This window comes from Streptomyces sp. NPDC007929 (assembly GCF_042959065.1).
In the GTDB taxonomy this organism is placed as follows: Bacteria; Actinomycetota; Actinomycetes; order Streptomycetales; family Streptomycetaceae; genus Streptomyces.
Genome location: NZ_JBIBKD010000002.1, coordinates 324039 through 340501, shown reverse-complemented (window position 1 = coordinate 340501; position 16463 = coordinate 324039). Strand labels below are relative to the sequence as shown.

Here is a 16463-nt window from a genome sequence, read left to right as displayed (position 1 = left end):
GGCGGCCCTCACAGCAGTCCGACGGCGGTGTCCACGGCGGCGGCCACGTCGCCGTCCGCCGGGTACAGCAGTGACCGTCCCACGACCAGCCCGCGCACGGTGGGCAGTTGGAGGGCGCCGCGCCATTTCTCGTACGCCCCGTCCTGGTCGTCGCCCACCTCGCCGCCGAGCAGCACGGCGGGCAGTGTGGAGGCCGCCATGACCTCGGCCATGTCGTCGGGGCTGTCGGTGACCGGGACCTTGAGCCAGGTGTAGGCGGAGCTGCCGCCGAGGCCCGAGGCGATGGCGATCGACGTGGTCACGGCCCGCGCGGACAGGTCGTTGCGCAGCCGGCCCCGCTCGTCGCGGTAGCTGATGAACGGCTCGACGAAGACGGGGAGCCTCCGGGCGGCCATGGCGTCGACGGCCCGGGCGGTGGCCTCCAGGGTGGTGAGCGAGCCCGGGTCGTCGTAGTCGATGCGCAGCAGCAGCTTGCCCGCGTCGAAGCCGAGGCGCTCGATGTCCTCGGGGCGGTGGCCGGTGAAGCGGTCGTCGAGTTCGAAGCGGGCGCCCTGGAGGCCGCCGCGGTTCATCGAGCCGACGACGACCTTGCCGTCGAGGGCGCCGAGCAGCAGCAGGTCGTCGAGGATGTCGGCGGTGGCGAGGACGCCGTCCACGCCCGGGCGGGACAGGGCGAGGCAGAGGCGTTCGAGGAGGTCGGCGCGGTTGGCCATGGCCAGGGCGCGGCCGCCGACGCCGAGGGCGCCGCGGGCCGGGTGGTCGGCGGCGACGATCATCAGGCGGCCGTCGCCGTTCAGCAGCGGCCGGCGGGGGCGGCGGGCGGCGGCCTCGGCGATCGCCTCCGGGCGGTGGCTGCGCAGGCGGACGAGTTCGGAGATGTCGACGGTCATCGGACGGCCCCCGCGGTGACGGCCGCCTCGATCTCTTCCGGCGTGGGCATCGCGGAGGAGCACTCCAGGCGGGAGGCGACGATGGCACCGGCGGCGTTGGCGTGCCGCATGGTCTTCTCCAGGTCCCAGCCCGCGAGGAGGCCGTGGACCAGGGAGCCGCCGAAGGCGTCACCGGCGCCGAGGCCGTTGAGGACGTTCACCGGCAGCGGCGGGACCTCGGCGCTCTCGCCGGCGCTGTTCACCGCGAGGACGCCCTTGGGGCCCTGCTTGACGACGGCCAGTTCGACACCGGCGTCCAGGAGGGCGCGGGCGGCGGCGTGGGGTTCGCGCACTCCGGTGGCGACCTCCACCTCGTCGAGGTTGCCGACGGCGACGGTGGTGTGGCGCAGGGCCTCGGTGTAGAAGGGGCGGGCCGCGTCGGGGTCGGTCCAGAACATCGGGCGCCAGTCCAGGTCGAAGACGGTGGCGCCGGACCTGGCCCGGTGGGCGAGGGCCGCGAGGGTCGCCGTACGGCTGGGCTCCTCGCTCAGGCCGGTGCCGGTGACCCAGAAGATGCGGGCGTCGCGGATGGCGTCGAGGTCCAGCTCGTGGGCGTCGATCTCCAGGTCGGGGGCCTTGGGCCGGCGGTAGAAGTAGAGCGGGAAGTCGTCCGGCGGGAAGACCTCGCAGAAGGTGACCGGCGTGGGCAGGCCGGGCACCGGGGTGACCCAGCGGTCGTCCACGCCGAAGCCGCGCAGGGCCTCGTGGAGGTAGGTGCCGAAGGGGTCGTCGCCGGTGCGGGTGATCAGCGCCGTGCGCCGTCCCAGGCGGGCCGCGGCGACCGCGACGTTGCTCGCCGAGCCGCCGAGGAACTTGCCGAAGGACGTGACCTGCGGCAGCGGGACGCCGGTCTGGAGCGGATACAGATCCACTCCGATCCGCCCCATGGTGATCAGGTCGTACGCCATCGGTGTCCCCTCGATGCTCGGCTCTCCCCGGTGTTGTAGCCCCCTCTCGAAGCCCTGTCAATGTTTTGTCCGGACATTCGGACCAGATCATGACAGCGCTTTCCGTCCCTCCGGGGCCGTGTCAAGGCACCCCGCCGATCCCCGGGCCCGCCTCTTTGCGGCGGCTGTGTCACAAACACCTCCCTCGTGTCACGCGTGTCGCGAGTACGCGGGCCTTCCGTCACACCCGGCGCACAGGCCCTGCCGCATATGACCGGGCGTCGTTGACCAGGCACAGGCTTGCTGATCGCCAGCGCAGCACCCGGCTCCCCTCGACGGCCGTCCCCGGCCGCCGCCGCGGTGCGCGCGGGGAGGTACACGTCATGACCGACCGAAGGCTCTGGTCCTACAAGGAGATCGCGGCACACATCCGGGTGCAGCCCGACACCGTGCGGTCCTACCGCAAACACGGACTGCTGCCCCCGCCCGACCACGTCGAGAGCGGCAAGCCCTACTGGTACGCCGACACGGTCCGGGCCTGGGTCGCCTCCAGGCCCGGCAACCGCCGACGAACGGACTGACCCGCCCTTCCGCGTCCGGATCCGGCGCCCTGCCGCCGGGTGGGGCGAGCGGGCCGTGGGAGTCGCCGGGCCGGGTACCCCGCCGGGGAGCGGCTTCGTGATCCGATACCCCCTAGGGGTACAGTGGGGTGTGCGGGTCCCCAGCGGGCCCCACAGCCCCACATGCCTCGACGAGGAGTAACGACATGACCGCCCAGACCGACACCACGGGTTCCGTCACCACCGTCTTCACGGTGACCGGCATGAGCTGCGGCCACTGCGAGGGCGCGGTCTCCGGGGAGATCTCCCGGATCCCCGGCGTGAGCTCGGTGACGGCTGTCGCCAAGACCGGCGAGGTCACCGTCGTCTCCGCGGCCCCGCTCGACGACAAGGCCGTGCGCGACGCCGTCGACGAGGCCGGTTTCGAGCTGGCCGGCCGGGCCTGAGACACGGCGGACCTGGAACTCGTACCCGTGTACGGGCCGTACGGCCGCCGCCCCGGCCCGTGCGGCCCGTTCCGTCTTCCCGGGCGCACCGCATCTCCTGGAGTGAGGACATGACCAGCACCACCACCCGGGCACCGGCCGGTCACGAGCCGGCCCTCGCCGAGGTCGAGCTGCTCATCGGCGGGATGACCTGCGCCTCCTGCGCGGCCCGCGTCGAGAAGAAGCTCAACCGGATGGACGGCGTCACGGCCTCGGTGAACTACGCGACGGAGAAGGCCCGGATCACCTGCCCCGAGGGCACCGAGGTGGCCGATCTGATCGCCACCGTCGTGAGGACCGGGTACACCGCCGAGGAGCCCGCGCCCCCGCGCGAGGAGACGCCCGCCGACGGTGACGAGGACCCCGAGCTGTTCGCCCTGCGCCGCCGGCTGGTCGTCTCGGCCGCCCTCGCCCTGCCCGTGATCCTCCTGGCGATGGTCCCGGCGCTCCAGTTCGACAACTGGCAGTGGCTCTCGCTGACCCTGGCCGCGCCGGTCGTCGTCTGGGGCGGGCTGCCCTTCCACCGGGCCGCCTGGACCAACGCCCGGCACGGCGCGGCCACCATGGACACCCTGGTCAGTCTCGGCACCCTGGCCGCGTTCGGCTGGTCCCTGTGGGCGCTGTTCCTCGGCGACGCGGGCATGCCGGGCATGCGGCACCCCTTCGAGTTCACGGTCTCGCGCGGCGACGGCGCCTCCTCGATCTACCTGGAGGTCGCCTCCGGCGTCACCGCCTTCATCCTGCTGGGCCGCTGGCTGGAGGCCCGCTCCAAGCGCCGTGCCGGAGCGGCGCTGAGGGCGCTGATGGAGCTGGGCGCCAAGGACGTGGCCGTGCTGCGCGACGGGCGCGAGGTGCGGATCCCGGCGCAGCGGCTGGCCGTCGGCGACCGGTTCGTCGTACGGCCGGGCGAGAAGATCGCCACCGACGGCACGGTCGTCGAGGGCGCCTCGGCCGTGGACGCCTCGATGCTGACCGGCGAGTCGGTGCCGGTGGACGTGGCGGCCGGGGACCCGGTCACCGGCGCGACGGTCAACACGGCCGGGAGGCTGGTCGTCGAGGCCACCCGGGTCGGCGCCGACACCCGGCTCGCGCGGATGGCGAAGCTGGTGGAGGACGCCCAGCACGGCAAGGCCGAGGTGCAGCGGCTCGCCGACCGGATCGCCGGGGTCTTCGTACCCGTGGTGCTGCTGATCGCCGTCGCCACGGCCGGGACATGGCTCGGGCTGACCGGCGACGGCGTCGCGGCGTTCACCGCGGCGGTCGGGGTGCTGATCATCGCCTGCCCCTGCGCGCTGGGTCTCGCCACACCGACCGCGCTCATGGTCGGCACCGGCCGCGGCGCCCAGCTCGGCATCCTCATCAAGGGCCCGGAGGTGCTGGAGTCCACGCGCCGCGTCGACACGGTCGTCCTGGACAAGACCGGCACCGTCACCACCGGCCGGATGACCCTCCAGGGCGTCCACACGGTCGCGGGCACCGACGAGAAGGAGGTGCTGCGGCTCGCCGGCGCTGTCGAGCACGCCTCCGAGCATCCCGTCGCCCGTGCGATCGCGCGGGGCGCCGAGGAGCGGGCCGGTCGGCTCCCGGAGGTCGACGGGTTCGAGAACGTCCCCGGGCGGGGCGTACGCGGGCGCGTGGAGGGCCGGGAGGTCGCCGTCGGGCGGCTCTTCGACGACGTACCGGCGGAGCTGGCCCGTGCGCGGGACGAGGCCGAACGGGCCGGGCGCACGGCCGTCCTGGCCGGGTGGGACGGGACGGCGCGGGCCGTTCTGGCCGTGGCCGACGCGGTCAAGGAGACCAGCGCCGAGGCGGTGCGCGAGCTGCGGGCCCTCGGGCTCACGCCGGTGCTGCTGACCGGGGACAACCGTGCGGTGGCCGAGTCGGTGGCCGCGGCCGTGGGGATCGAGCAGGTGGTGGCCGAGGTCCTCCCCGAGGACAAGGTCGACGCGGTACGGCGGTTGCAGGCCGAGGGGCGGGTCGTCGCGATGGTCGGTGACGGCGTCAACGACGCGGCCGCGCTCGCCGCCGCCGATCTGGGCCTGGCCCTGGGCACCGGTACGGACGCGGCGATCGAGGCGGGCGATCTGACCCTGGTCCGCGGCGATCTGCGGGTGGCCGCGGACGCGATCCGGCTCTCGCGCCGGACCCTGGCCACGATCAAGGGCAATCTGGTGTGGGCCTTCGGCTACAACGTGGCGGCGCTGCCGCTGGCCGCCGCGGGCCTGCTGAACCCCATGATCGCGGGGGCGGCGATGGCGTTCTCGTCGGTCTTCGTCGTCACGAACAGTCTGCGACTGCGGACATTCCGGTGAAGTCCCCCGAATTCGGCCTAAGTTCACGGCGAACGTGATTTGAGCCCCTCTGGAGTCCGGAGCCGGGCTCACATAAGCTCTTCACAAGGCTCGCGCATCTTCCTTACGCTTGGGTCCCGGTGGTCGGCATATCCGGGCTCTTGCGCAGCTAAGGGACATATGCAAGAGACGCAGATCACAGTGATGTGAACGTAACCATCGAAGGGGTTCGAAGGTCTAAGTTGACGATGTCAGAGAGCGTCTTGGGGGGCGCGGTCTGACATCTGGGGATGTCTTGGGGGACTTCTCCAGCTGGGGATACCTCCCTGCTCGAACGGAGTTGAGAGCTTGGGGGAGCGTTGCCGGGGCACGTACGCCGGGAAGCTTTGAGCGGCCCTCCCGGGCGTGCGATGTCCCGGCACAGCGCACACCACCGCGGTAGCGCGTCATCACCGCGGTACGACGAGTTCTGCTCGTTCTGCTCAACAGCGATTCAGGCGCTGTCCTCACAGACGCCCGGCCGGATCCCGTGGGGGGAATCCGTACCGGGACTGGGAAGGCGCCCTGGACGTCGGCCCGTGGGGGGACCGACGCCGGGGCGCCTTCTTCATTGCGTAAGAAATCACGTGAGGGATCACGCGCAGCGCGCCCGCCCACGCGAGAGCCCCCGCACCCGGCAAGCGGATACGGGGGCCGAAGCGGTGCGGTGGCTCAGCGCTGCTCGACGGGCACGAAGTCACGCTCGACCACGCCGGTGTAGATCTGGCGCGGGCGGCCGATGCGGGAACCCGGCTCCTTGATCATCTCGTGCCACTGGGCGATCCAGCCCGGCAGCCGGCCGAGGGCGAACAGGACCGTGAACATCTCGGTCGGGAAGCCCATGGCCCGGTAGATCAGGCCGGTGTAGAAGTCGACGTTCGGGTAGAGGCTGCGCTCGACGAAGTAGTCGTCGGAGAGCGCGTGCTCCTCCAGCTTCAGCGCGATGTCCAGCAGCTCGTCGGACTTGCCGAGGGCGGACAGCACGTCGTGCGCGGCGGCCTTGATGATCTTGGCGCGCGGGTCGAAGTTCTTGTAGACCCGGTGGCCGAAGCCCATCAGGCGGACGCCGTCCTCCTTGTTCTTCACCTTGCGGATGAAGGAGTCGACGTCGCCGCCGGAGTCGCGGATGCCCTCCAGCATCTCCAGCACCGACTGGTTGGCGCCGCCGTGCAGCGGGCCCCACAGGGCGTTGATGCCGGCGGAGATCGAAGCGAACATGTTCGCCTGCGAGGAGCCGACCAGACGGACCGTGGAGGTCGAGCAGTTCTGCTCGTGGTCCGCGTGCAGGATCAGCAGCTTGTCGAGCGCGGAGACCACGGTCGGGTCGAGCTCGTACTCCTGCGCCGGGACCGAGAAGGTCATGCGCAGGAAGTTCTCGACGTAGCCGAGGTCGTTGCGCGGGTAGACGAACGGGTGACCGATCGACTTCTTGTACGCGTACGCGGCGATCGTCGGGAGCTTGGCGAGCAGACGGATCGTGGAGAGGTTGCGCTGGCGCTCGTCGAACGGGTTGTGGCTGTCCTGGTAGAACGTGGACAGCGCCGAGACGACCGAGGACAGCATGGCCATCGGGTGGGCGTCGCGCGGGAAGCCCTTGTAGAAGTTCTTGACGTCCTCGTGCAGCAGGGTGTGCTGCGTGATGTCGTTCTTGAACACCGAGAGCTCGTCGACGGTCGGCAGCTCACCGTTGATCAGCAGGTAGGCCACCTCCAGGAAGGTGGAGCGCTCGGCCAGCTGCTCGATCGGGTAGCCGCGGTACCGCAGGATGCCCGATTCGCCGTCCAGGTACGTGACGGCGGATTTATACGCGGCCGTGTTGCCGTAACCGCTGTCCAGTGTCACCAGACCGGTCTGGGCACGGAGCTTTCCGATGTCGAAGCCCTTGTCACCGACGGTGCTGTCGATCACCGGGTAGGTGTACTCGCCGTCGCCGTACCGCAGTACTACAGAGTTGTCGCTCACGTCTTCCCTCACCGACGTTGTGCCTCATCTTCGAGGTTGCCCTGACTGTCTCTACCATCCCCCACTTGGCTCAGGAGAGTGCACTCGGGGTCGACCATCGGGCCTATTGACGGCACTGAGTGCCGCCAACTTGCTCATCCTGCCCCCTGTGTTCCCCTTCCGGAAGTGTCTTGTGACCTTCACGACTCGTTTGATCGATCATTTTTCGTTGAACCGAGCCGGAAGTCGAGTGCCGTGCACCGCCGGCCCGCCGAAACCGTGCGCACCGCCTGGCCGATCGCCTTGCGCGAACCGACGAGGACGACCAGCTGTTTGGCCCGGGTGACGGCCGTGTAGAGCAGGTTGCGCTGGAGCATCATCCAGGCGCTCGTGGTGACCGGGATGACGACCGCCGGGTACTCGCTGCCCTGGGAGCGGTGGATCGTCACGGCGTACGCGTGGGCGAGCTCGTCGAGCTCGTCGAACTCGTAGGGCACCTCCTCGTCCTCGTCGGTGCGCACCGTCAGGCGCTGGTCGACGGGGTCGAGCGAGGTGACCACGCCGACGGTGCCGTTGAAGACCCCGTTCTCGCCCTTCTCGTAATTGTTGCGAATCTGGGTGACCTTGTCGCCGACGCGGAACACCCGTCCGCCGAACCTCTTCTCGGGCAGGTCGGGGCGGCCCGGGGTGACGGCCTGTTGCAGCAGGCCGTTGAGCGTGCCCGCGCCGGCCGGGCCGCGGTGCATGGGGGCGAGGACCTGGACGTCCCGGCGCGGGTCCAGCCCGAACTTGGCCGGAATGCGGCGGGCGGCCACATCGACGGTGAGCCGCCCGACCTCCTCGGTGTCGTCCTCGACGAAGAGGAAGAAGTCCTTCATGCCGTCCGTGACCGGATGCTGTCCGGCGTTGATCCGGTGGGCGTTCGTCACCACACCGGACTGCTGGGCCTGCCGGAAGACCCGCGTGAGACGGACCGCGGGGATCGGGCCGCCGTCGGCCAGGAGGTCGCGGAGCACCTCCCCCGCCCCGACGCTGGGCAGCTGGTCGACGTCCCCGACGAACAGCAGGTGCGCTCCCGGCGGGACGGCCTTCACCAGCTTGTTGGCGAGCAGCAGGTCCAGCATGGACGCCTCGTCGACCACGACCAGGTCGGCGTCCAGCGGGCGGTCCCGGTCGTAGGCCGCGTCACCGCCGGGTTTGAGCTCCAGCAGGCGGTGGACGGTGGAAGCCTCGGCGCCGGTGAGCTCGGACAGGCGCTTGGCGGCCCGGCCGGTGGGGGCGGCGAGCACGACCTTCGCCTTCCTGGCGCGGGCCAGCTCCACGATCGAGCGGACCGTGAAGGACTTGCCGCAGCCCGGGCCGCCGGTGAGGACGGCGACCTTCTCGGTGAGCGCCAGCTTGACGGCGGCCTCCTGCTCGGGCGCGAGGTCGGTGCCGGTGCGCCCCTTCAGCCAGCCCAGCGCCTTGTCCCAGGCCACGGTCCGAAAGCCCGGCATGCGGTCCTCGCCGGTGCGCAACAGACGCAGCAGCTGGGCGGAGAGGGAGAGTTCGGCACGGTGGAAGGGGACGAGGTAGATCGCGGTGACCGTCTCGCCGCCGTCGGGGCCGGGCACCTTCTCCCGTACGACGCCGGGGTCCTCGCCGTCCTCGGGGGGCTCGGCGAGTTCGGCCAGGCACTCGATGACCAGGCCGGTGTCGACCTGGAGGAGTTTGACCGCGTCCTTGATCAGCTGTTCCTCCGGGAGGAAGCAGTGGCCCTGGTCGGTGGACTGGGACAGGGCGTACTGCAGGCCCGCCTTGACGCGCTCGGGGCTGTCGTGCGGGATGCCGACGGACTGCGCGATCTTGTCGGCGGTGAGGAAGCCGATGCCCCAGACGTCGGAGGCGAGCCGGTAGGGCTGGTTCTTCACCACGGAGATGGAGGCGTCGCCGTACTTCTTGTAGATGCGCACGGCGATGGACGTGGACACCTCGACGGTCTGGAGGAAGAGCATGACCTCCTTGATGGCCTTCTGCTCCTCCCAGGCGTCGGCGATCTTCCTGGTGCGCTTGGGGCCGAGGCCGGGGACCTCGATGAGCCGCTTGGGCTCCTCCTCGATGATCTTCAGGGTGTCCATGCCGAAGTGCTGGGTGATGCGGTCGGCGAAGACCGGGCCGATGCCCTTGACCAGGCCCGAGCCGAGGTAGCGGCGGATGCCCTGGACGGTGGCGGGCAGGACGGTCGTGTAGTTCTCGACGTGGAACTGCTTGCCGTACTGCGGGTGGGAGCCCCAGCGGCCCTCCATGCGCACCGACTCGCCGACCTGCGCGCCGAGCAGGGCACCGACGACCGTGAGCAGGTCGCCGCCGCCTCTGCCGGTGTCGACCCGGGCGACCGTGTAGCCGTTCTCCTCGTTGGCGTACGTGATGCGTTCGAGTACGCCTTCCAGCGTGGCCAGTCGCCGCTCGCCCGTCTGGGCGGCCCCCGCCTGATCGGTCATGATCCGACGGTACCGCCCGGGTACGACAACCCGCGGCCCGAAAGAGCCGAAGGCCCCCTCTCATAAAGCGACCGTTCAGTATGGGCTCAACGGCTCGACTTTCACGGTGAATTCACAGAAGAGACCGAAGCTTTACAGTTCAAGCATCCGGCGCGCCCCTTTTGTGATCCTTTCCCGTGGAAGAATTCAGGGGTTCGTCAAACCGGGGGGCGGACTCGATTCCGGAGCGACCGTGATGCCGATGCGTCCCCCAGACCCGAGCGCCCCGCAGCGCGCGTACACGGTGGGCACGCTCCTCGTCGCCCTGTGCGCTGTCAGCACGTTGACGCTGCTCGTGGTGGCCCCGGCCGTCGCCGGGGAACACGCGGTGGTCGCTCCGGGGCTGTCCGTGCCGACCGGGAAAACCCCCGGCTCTCCCCCGCTGAACCGGACACCCGCGCCGGAATTGCGTCCGCTCCCCAGCCCGGGACCGGGGTGATTCCGGCCCGGCGCCTTTCCTTCCCCCCCACCCCGCCCCGAATGACGACGAGGAACGATGTCACCCCAGGCCCAGAGCGTCGCCCTGTGGATCTTGTCCCTGGCCATCAACATCACGGCGGCGTGCGCGGGGATCGTCTGGGGCTGGGAGGCCTTCGCCCAGTTCCTCCTCCCGGCGTTCGGATCGGTGGTGGGGGCGTCGATGGTGAGCTACAGCCTGCGCCGGTAGGGGGCCGGGTTGGCCCGGTGCGGAGGCGCTGGACCGGGTTCCGCGGGGTCGCTCAAGGATTCGGCAAGATTTTCTTACGTCGCCGTGCAACCCTTTCGGTCCCATGGCGGTCGTACTACGCGTCAGGACTTCTGGAGGGGGATCTGGGGGGATCGCGGGGGTTCTGACGGGAGGGGAAAAGCCGAGGGGGCCCGGTCGACGGACCGGGCCCCCTCGAAACCGTTCAGAAGAAGACGCCGCACCTCAGCAGGACGTTCGCGTACGGCCGTGCCTCGCCCGTGCGGACGACGAGCCGGGCACCCGCCGACAGCTCCTTGAGGCGCTCGTGCGAGACGAGGTCCAGCCGGGGGAAGTGCCCCTCCAGCAGCGCCGACGCCTCCGGGTTGGTCTCCCGGACCTCGCGCGCCGCCGTCGCCCCCTCGATCACCAGCTCGGCCAGCAGCCCGTCCAGCACCTCGGCGAACGACGGCACCCCGGCGCGGAACGCCAGGTCCACCACCCGGGGGCCGTCGGGGATGGGCATGCCCGCGTCGCACACCAGCACCCCGTCGCCGTGGCCCAGTTCGGCCATCGCACCCGCGAGGTGACGGTTCAGTATTCCGGTCCTCTTCACGGCGCGGCGACCTCCGCCGCCGTCGGGAAGGACGCCTGCGCGCCCTCCTTCGTCACGGTCGCGGCACCCACCCGCGCCGCGTACGCCGCCGCCTGAGCCAGCGACTCCCCCGCGCCCAGCCGCCAGGCCAGCGCGGCGGTGAAGGAGTCGCCCGCTCCGGTCGTGTCCACCGCGTCCACGGTCACGGCCGGCACCCGCGCGACCCCCTCCGCCGACGCCACCAGCGCGCCGTGCGCGCCCAGCGTCACCACCACCGACCTCGGGCCCTTGGCCAGCAGGATCCGCGCCCAGTCCTCGGGGCTGTCCCCGACGGCCGCGTCGCCCAGGATGACCTTCGCCTCGTGCTCGTTCACGATCAGTGGGTCGCAGGCCGCCAGCACCTCCCGGGGAAGGGGCCGCGGCGGGGACGGGTTCAGCACGAAACGGCTCTCGGACGACAGGCTCCGCACGGCCTCCACCACCGTCTCCAGCGGGATCTCCAGCTGCGCCGACACCACCCGGGAGCTCTGGAAGAGGCACCCTGCGGCGCTCACGTCCTCAGGGGTCAGACGGCTGTTCGCGCCGGGCGAGACCACGATGCTGTTGTCCCCTGAGGGGTCGACCGTGATCAGCGCGACGCCGGTCGGCGCGCCGCCCACCAGGACCCCGACCGTGTCGACGCCCGCCGCGCGCTGCGACTCCAGCAGCAGCCGCCCGTGCGCGTCGTCGCCGACCCGGGCCAGCAGCGCCGTACGGGCACCGAGCCGGGCGGCGGCGACCGCCTGGTTCGCGCCCTTGCCGCCCGGGTGGACGGCCAGGTCGGAGCCGAGCACGGTCTCGCCGGCACCGGGCCGGCGCTCCACTCCGATCACCAGGTCGGCGTTGGCCGACCCCACGACCAGGAGGTCGTAGTCGTACATGCGTTGTCTCCCCATGTGAGTGACATGGGCGGGCGGTCACGCACACCGTGCGCGAGCCGCCCGCCGCTCCCCGATGTCAGCCGCTGAAGCCGGCCACGTTCTCCTTGGTGACCACCTTCACCGGCACCTTCACCGTCTCCTGGACCTTCTCGCCCTTCAGGGCCCGCAGGGCGTTGTCCACGGCGATCTTCCCGAGCTGGGACGGCTGCTGCGCCACGGACGCGTACAGCGTGCCGCCCTCGACCGCCTTCAGTCCGTCAGGCGTGCCGTCGAAGCCCACGACCGAGACCGACGTGCCGGCCTTGGAACCCAGCGCCTTGATCGCGCCGAGCGCCATCTCGTCGTTGGCGGCGATGACGCCCTGGACGTCCGGGTGGGCCTGGAGCAGGTTCGACATGACGTCGAGTCCCTTGGTGCGGTCGAAGTCGGCGGGCTGCTGGGCGACGACCTCGATGCCCGGGAAGGCCTTGAGGCCGTTGGCGAAGCCCTGCGCGCGCTCCCGGGCCGCGGACGTGCCGGCCTGGCCCTGGAGGATCACGATCTTGCCCTTACCGCCCAGCTTGTCGGCGACGGTCTTGGCGGCGAGTTCACCGCCGGCGACGTTGTCGGAGGCGACCAGGGCGTCCACCGACGCCTTGTTGACGCCCCGGTCGACCGCGATGACCGGGATCTTCGCCTTGTCGGCGGCCTTGACGGAGTTGCTCGCGGCGTCCGAGTCCACCGGGTTGACGATGATCGCGCCGAGGCCGGAACTGGTGAAGTTCTGGAGCTGGTTGGCCTGCTGGGAGGCGTCGTTCTGGGCGTCGGTGACGGTCAGGTCCACGCCGCGCTTCTCGGCCTCGGCCTGGGCGCCCGCCCGGATCTGCACGAAGAAGGGGTTGTTGAGGGTGGACAGCGACAGCCCCAGCTTCGGGGTGCTCGTGGCGGAGGAGCCGTTGTGCAGGAAGGACGTGGCTCCGACGATCGCGACGGTGACCACGGCCGCGAGCCCGTACGTCGCCGCCTGCTTGCCCCTGCCTCCTCCCGAGGCACCGGCCACCGGGGTCGCCCCCGCCTTGCGCCGCAGCGTGTCGAACAGCACCGCGAGCGCGATGACGACACCGATGACGACCTGCTGCCAGAACGCGGAGACGTTCAGCAGGTTGAGGCCGTTGCGCAGCACGGCCAGGATCAGCGCGCCGATGAGCGTGCCGGACGCCTTGCCGGTGCCGCCCGCGAGGGAGGCACCGCCGATGACGACGGCGGCGATCGCGTCCAGCTCGTAGCCGTCGGCGGCCTGGGGCTGCGCGGAGGAGAGCCGGGCGGCGAGGACGACACCGGCGACGGCGGCGAACACGCCCGAGAAGGCGTAGATCGCGAGCTTCTGCTTCTTCACGCGCAGGCCGGACAGCCGCGCGGCCTCCTCGTTGCCGCCGATGGCGTACATCGAGCGGCCGATGTAGGTCCGGCCGAGGACGAAGGCCGCGATCAGGCCCATGACGATCATCACCAGGACCGGCACCGGCAGCCAGCCGCCGAGCGTGTCACCGAGGTGGGAGACCGAGTCGGGGAAGGCGATCGGGGAGCCCTCGGAGATGACGAGGGACAGGCCTCGGGCCACGGACAGCATGGCCAGGGTGGCGATGAACGGCGGGAGCTTGCCGTAGGAGATCAGGATGCCGTTGACCAGGCCGCAGACGATGCCCGTCGCTATGGCGAGCAGCACGGCGAGGAAGACCGGGACACCCGCGGAGGTGGCGCTCCAGGCGAGGACCGTGGCGGACAGCGCGGCGACCGAGCCGACCGACAGGTCGATGCCCGCGGAGACGATCACGAAGGTCACACCGAAGGCGAGGATGGCCGTCACGGCCGCCTGCACACCGACGTTGAGGAGGTTGTCCGTCGTCAGGAAGTCGCCGGACAGGGCCGACATCGCGATGACGAGGACGATGAGCGCGGTGAGCGCGCCGTTGTCCAGCAGGAGGCGGCGCAGGCCTCCCGAGGCGCCGCCCGCGCCCGTCGTGCTCTTGAGCGTGTCAGTGGCCACGGGAGGCCTCCGTTCCGTTCGTGGTCGTGCTCGTGTTCGTGGTCGTGCTGGTGCTCGTGGGGGTGCTCGTGCTCGTGGGGGTGCTGACGGCGAGTGCCATCACGGCGTCCTGGGTCGCCTCGTCGGCGGAGAGTTCACCGGCGATCCGGCCCTGCGCCATCACCAGCACCCGGTCGCTCATGCCGAGTACCTCGGGCAGATCGCTGGAGATCATCAGCACGGCCGCTCCGGCGGCGGTGAGTTCGTTGATCAGCTGGTAGATCTCGACCTTGGCGCCGACGTCGATGCCGCGCGTCGGCTCGTCGAGGATCAGCACCTTGGTGTCGGCGAGCAGCCACTTGCCGATGACGACCTTCTGCTGGTTGCCGCCGGACAGCGTGCGCACGTGCTGGCCGAGCCCGGCCATCCGCACGCCGAGCTGCTTCGCGATCCGCTCGGCGGACTCGCGCTGCCCCTTGAGGTCGACGAGCCCGGCGCGGGTGGCCGACCGCAGGGTCACCAGGCCGAGGTTCTCCTCGACGGAGGCGTCCAGCACCAGACCCTGGCCCTTGCGGTCCTCGGGCACGAGTCCGATGCCCGCGGTCATCGCCGCGTTGACGTCGGACCTGGCGATCGGGGCGCCGGAGACCTTCACGGTGCCCTTGTCGTACGCGTCGGCCCCGAAGACCGCCCGTACGACCTCGGTACGGCCCGCGCCGACCAGCCCGGCGATGCCGACGACCTCACCGGCGTGCACCTCGAAGCCGACGTCGTGGAAGACGCCGTCCCGGGTGAGTCCCTCGACGGACAGCAGCGCGGCACCGCGGTCGGCGCGTTCCCTCGGGTACTGCTGCTCGATGGAGCGCCCGACCATGAGCCGTACGAGCTCGTCCTCGGGCGTGGAAGCCGGGACCTGGCCGACGCTCCGGCCGTCCCGGATGACCGTGACGCGGTCGCCGAGCGCGGCGATCTCCTCCAGGTGGTGGGTGATGAAGACGATCCCGACGCCGTCCTCGCGCAGCGTGCGCACGATCGCGAAGAGCTTGTCGACCTCCTCGGAGGTGAGCACGGCGGTCGGCTCGTCCATGATCAGCACCCGGGCGTCCAGGCTGAGCGCCTTGGCGATCTCGACCATCTGCAGGCGGGCGATGCCCAGCTCGCGGACCCGCGCGCGGGGCGACACGTTCACACCGACCCGCTTCAGCAGGACCTCGGCGTCGGCCTCCATCCTCTTCCGGTCGATCATCCCGAACCGGCGTGGCTGGCGCCCCAGGAAGATGTTCTCGGCGACCGTCAGATCGGGCACCAGGTTGAACTCCTGGTAGATCGTGGCGATCCCGAGCCGCTCGGAGTCCTGCGCACCGTGGATGCGGGTCTGCTCGCCACCGACCAGGATCCGCCCGGCGTCGGGGGTGTAGGCGCCGGAGAGCATCTTGATGAGGGTGCTCTTTCCGGCACCGTTCTCACCGAGCAGCACATGCACCTCGCCCCGGCGCAGGTCGAAGTCGACGCCGTCCAGCGCGACCACGCCCGGGAAGGTCTTCCGTATGCCCTCGATGCGCAGCAACTCGTCCGCGTTGCTCACGTCGTGCTCCTTTGCACTGGGGTGGGGTTCTGCACGGGGGTGGGGTTCTCGCCGCAGGAGCGGCGTACGACGAGCCGGGCGGGGAGCGTGACGGACTCGCCGGGCCGCCCCTCGATGCGGTCGACCAGGGCCCGTACGGCGGCCCGGCCCAGCTCGCCCGTGGGCTGAGCGATCGCGGTGATCGGCGGATCGGTGTGCACGAACCACCGGATGTCGTCGAACGCGGCCAGCGCGAGGTCGTCCGGTACGCGCAGACCACGCGCGCGTACGGCGTCCAGCGCGCCGAGCGCCATCAGGTTGTCGGCCGCGAAGACGACCTCGGGCGGGTCGGCCAGGTCGAGGAAGCCCTCGGTGACCCGGCGCCCGCTCTCGGCCTGGAAGTCGCCCTGCCCTCTGTAGGCGTCGGGGAGTTCGAGACCGAACACGGCGAGTGCCTCCCGGAAGGCCTCCACGCGCTCGCGGCCGGTCGTGGTCGCCGCCGGGCCGGCGATGATCGCGAGCCGCCGGTGTCCGAGCCGGTGCAGATGCGCCACGAGGTCTCGCACGGCGGCTCGCCCGTCCGACCGCACCACCGGCACGTCCACGCCCGGGATCCACCGGTCCACGAAGACCATGGGCGTCCCGGCCCGCGCGGCGTCCAGCATCAGCGGCGAGCCGCCGTCCGTCGGGGAGACGAGCAGGCCGTCGATCCGGCGGTCGAGCAGGGTGCGTACGTGGTGGTCCTGGAGGTCCGGCCGCTCGTCGGCGTTGCCGATGATGACGCTGTAGCCGAGCGCGCGGGCCTCTTCCTCGACGGAGCGGGCCAGTTCGGTGAAGTAGGGGTTCATCACGTCGCTGATGACCAGGCCGAGGGTGTGGGTCTGGTCGGTGCGCAGGGAGCGGGCGACGGCGTTCGGGCGGTAGCCCAGGGTCTCGACGGCGGCCAGCACGCGAGTGCGTGCGTCGGCGCTGACCGACGGGTGGTCGTTCAGGACGCGCGAGACCGTGGCGACGGAGACGCCGGCCTCGGCAGCGACGTCCTTGATGCTGGCCACCGCCGCTCC

13 protein-coding genes are annotated in these 16463 nt (G+C 71.0%); 4 read left to right on the top strand and 9 right to left on the bottom strand.

Annotated features, from left to right (window positions below; translation table 11 throughout):
• Positions 1–8 precede the first annotated feature (8 nt).
• Together ACFZDE_RS06360 and iolC are read right to left on the bottom strand one after the other, a co-directional pair.
• Positions 9–890 carry a deoxyribose-phosphate aldolase gene (locus ACFZDE_RS06360; protein WP_391006293.1) on the bottom strand — a complete coding sequence of 294 codons (882 nt, stop codon included), beginning with the start codon at positions 888–890 and terminating at the stop codon, positions 9–11.
• Positions 887–1837, bottom strand: coding sequence for a 5-dehydro-2-deoxygluconokinase (gene iolC, locus ACFZDE_RS06355; protein ID WP_391197907.1), 951 nt, complete (start codon positions 1835–1837; stop codon positions 887–889). The genes ACFZDE_RS06360 and iolC overlap by 4 nt, the downstream gene beginning before the upstream one ends.
• 362 nt (positions 1838–2199) lie before the next feature.
• Between iolC and ACFZDE_RS06350 the strand changes: the two genes are divergently transcribed.
• From ACFZDE_RS06350 to ACFZDE_RS06340, 3 genes are all read left to right on the top strand, one after another.
• Positions 2200–2397, top strand: a complete 198-nt coding sequence (locus tag ACFZDE_RS06350) for a MerR family transcriptional regulator (RefSeq protein WP_391197905.1) — start codon at positions 2200–2202, stop codon at positions 2395–2397.
• Between the two features lie 185 nt (positions 2398–2582).
• Positions 2583–2822 (top strand): cation transporter, encoded by a 240-nt coding sequence (locus ACFZDE_RS06345; RefSeq protein WP_391006299.1) that lies wholly within the window; start codon positions 2583–2585, stop codon positions 2820–2822.
• A gap of 110 nt (positions 2823–2932) precedes the next feature.
• Positions 2933–5173, top strand: coding sequence for a heavy metal translocating P-type ATPase (locus ACFZDE_RS06340; RefSeq protein ID WP_391197902.1), 2241 nt, complete (start codon positions 2933–2935; stop codon positions 5171–5173).
• A 690-nt stretch (positions 5174–5863) separates the two neighbouring features.
• Here ACFZDE_RS06340 and ACFZDE_RS06335 read toward each other — a convergent pair.
• Positions 5864–7153, bottom strand: coding sequence for a citrate synthase (locus tag ACFZDE_RS06335; RefSeq protein WP_391006303.1), 1290 nt, complete (start codon positions 7151–7153; stop codon positions 5864–5866).
• Between the two features lie 179 nt (positions 7154–7332).
• Positions 7333–9612, bottom strand: a complete 2280-nt coding sequence (locus ACFZDE_RS06330; RefSeq protein WP_391197900.1) for an ATP-dependent RecD-like DNA helicase — start codon at positions 9610–9612, stop codon at positions 7333–7335.
• Between the two features lie 535 nt (positions 9613–10147).
• On the opposite strand from ACFZDE_RS06330, the gene ACFZDE_RS06325 reads away from it, so the two are divergent.
• On the top strand, positions 10148–10318 hold the full coding sequence (locus ACFZDE_RS06325) for a hypothetical protein (RefSeq protein WP_158761778.1): 171 nt from the start codon (positions 10148–10150) through the stop codon (positions 10316–10318).
• Between the two features lie 223 nt (positions 10319–10541).
• Here the strand turns inward: ACFZDE_RS06325 and rbsD are convergent, their stop codons facing one another.
• The 5 genes from rbsD to ACFZDE_RS06300 form a co-directional block, all read right to left on the bottom strand.
• Positions 10542–10931 carry a D-ribose pyranase gene (rbsD, locus tag ACFZDE_RS06320; protein WP_391197898.1) on the bottom strand — a complete coding sequence of 130 codons (390 nt, stop codon included), beginning with the start codon at positions 10929–10931 and terminating at the stop codon, positions 10542–10544.
• A complete protein-coding gene (locus ACFZDE_RS06315) occupies positions 10928–11830 on the bottom strand; it encodes a PfkB family carbohydrate kinase (protein WP_391197896.1) in 903 nt (300 codons plus the stop codon). The genes rbsD and ACFZDE_RS06315 overlap by 4 nt, the downstream gene beginning before the upstream one ends.
• Before the next feature lie 76 nt (positions 11831–11906).
• Entirely contained in the window at positions 11907–13856 is a 1950-nt protein-coding gene (locus ACFZDE_RS06310) for a substrate-binding domain-containing protein (protein WP_391197893.1), read from the bottom strand.
• The gene (locus ACFZDE_RS06305) at positions 13846–15420 is read right to left on the bottom strand and encodes an ATP-binding cassette domain-containing protein (RefSeq protein ID WP_391006317.1); all 1575 of its coding nucleotides are present in this window, start codon (positions 15418–15420) and stop codon (positions 13846–13848) included. Before ACFZDE_RS06305 ends, ACFZDE_RS06310 begins: the two co-directional genes overlap by 11 nt.
• Complete coding sequence (locus ACFZDE_RS06300; RefSeq protein ID WP_391197891.1) at positions 15417–16454, bottom strand: substrate-binding domain-containing protein; 1038 nt, start codon at positions 16452–16454, stop codon at positions 15417–15419. The genes ACFZDE_RS06305 and ACFZDE_RS06300 overlap by 4 nt, the downstream gene beginning before the upstream one ends.
• Positions 16455–16463 lie beyond the last annotated feature (9 nt).

Bases quoted from the DNA above. Each gene is read 5' to 3' on its own strand.
- ACFZDE_RS06360 (WP_391006293.1), bottom strand. From the start codon at position 890: ATGACCGTCGACATCTCCGAACTCGTCCGCCTGCGCAGCCACCGCCCG.
- iolC (WP_391197907.1), bottom strand. From the start codon at position 1,837: ATGGCGTACGACCTGATCACCATGGGGCGGATCGGAGTGGATCTGTAT.
- ACFZDE_RS06350 (WP_391197905.1), top strand. From the start codon at position 2,200: ATGACCGACCGAAGGCTCTGGTCCTACAAGGAGATCGCGGCACACATC.
- ACFZDE_RS06345 (WP_391006299.1), top strand. From the start codon at position 2,583: ATGACCGCCCAGACCGACACCACGGGTTCCGTCACCACCGTCTTCACG.
- ACFZDE_RS06340 (WP_391197902.1), top strand. From the start codon at position 2,933: ATGACCAGCACCACCACCCGGGCACCGGCCGGTCACGAGCCGGCCCTC.
- ACFZDE_RS06330 (WP_391197900.1), bottom strand. From the start codon at position 9,612: ATGACCGATCAGGCGGGGGCCGCCCAGACGGGCGAGCGGCGACTGGCC.
- ACFZDE_RS06325 (WP_158761778.1), top strand. From the start codon at position 10,148: ATGTCACCCCAGGCCCAGAGCGTCGCCCTGTGGATCTTGTCCCTGGCC.
- ACFZDE_RS06315 (WP_391197896.1), bottom strand. From the start codon at position 11,830: ATGTACGACTACGACCTCCTGGTCGTGGGGTCGGCCAACGCCGACCTG.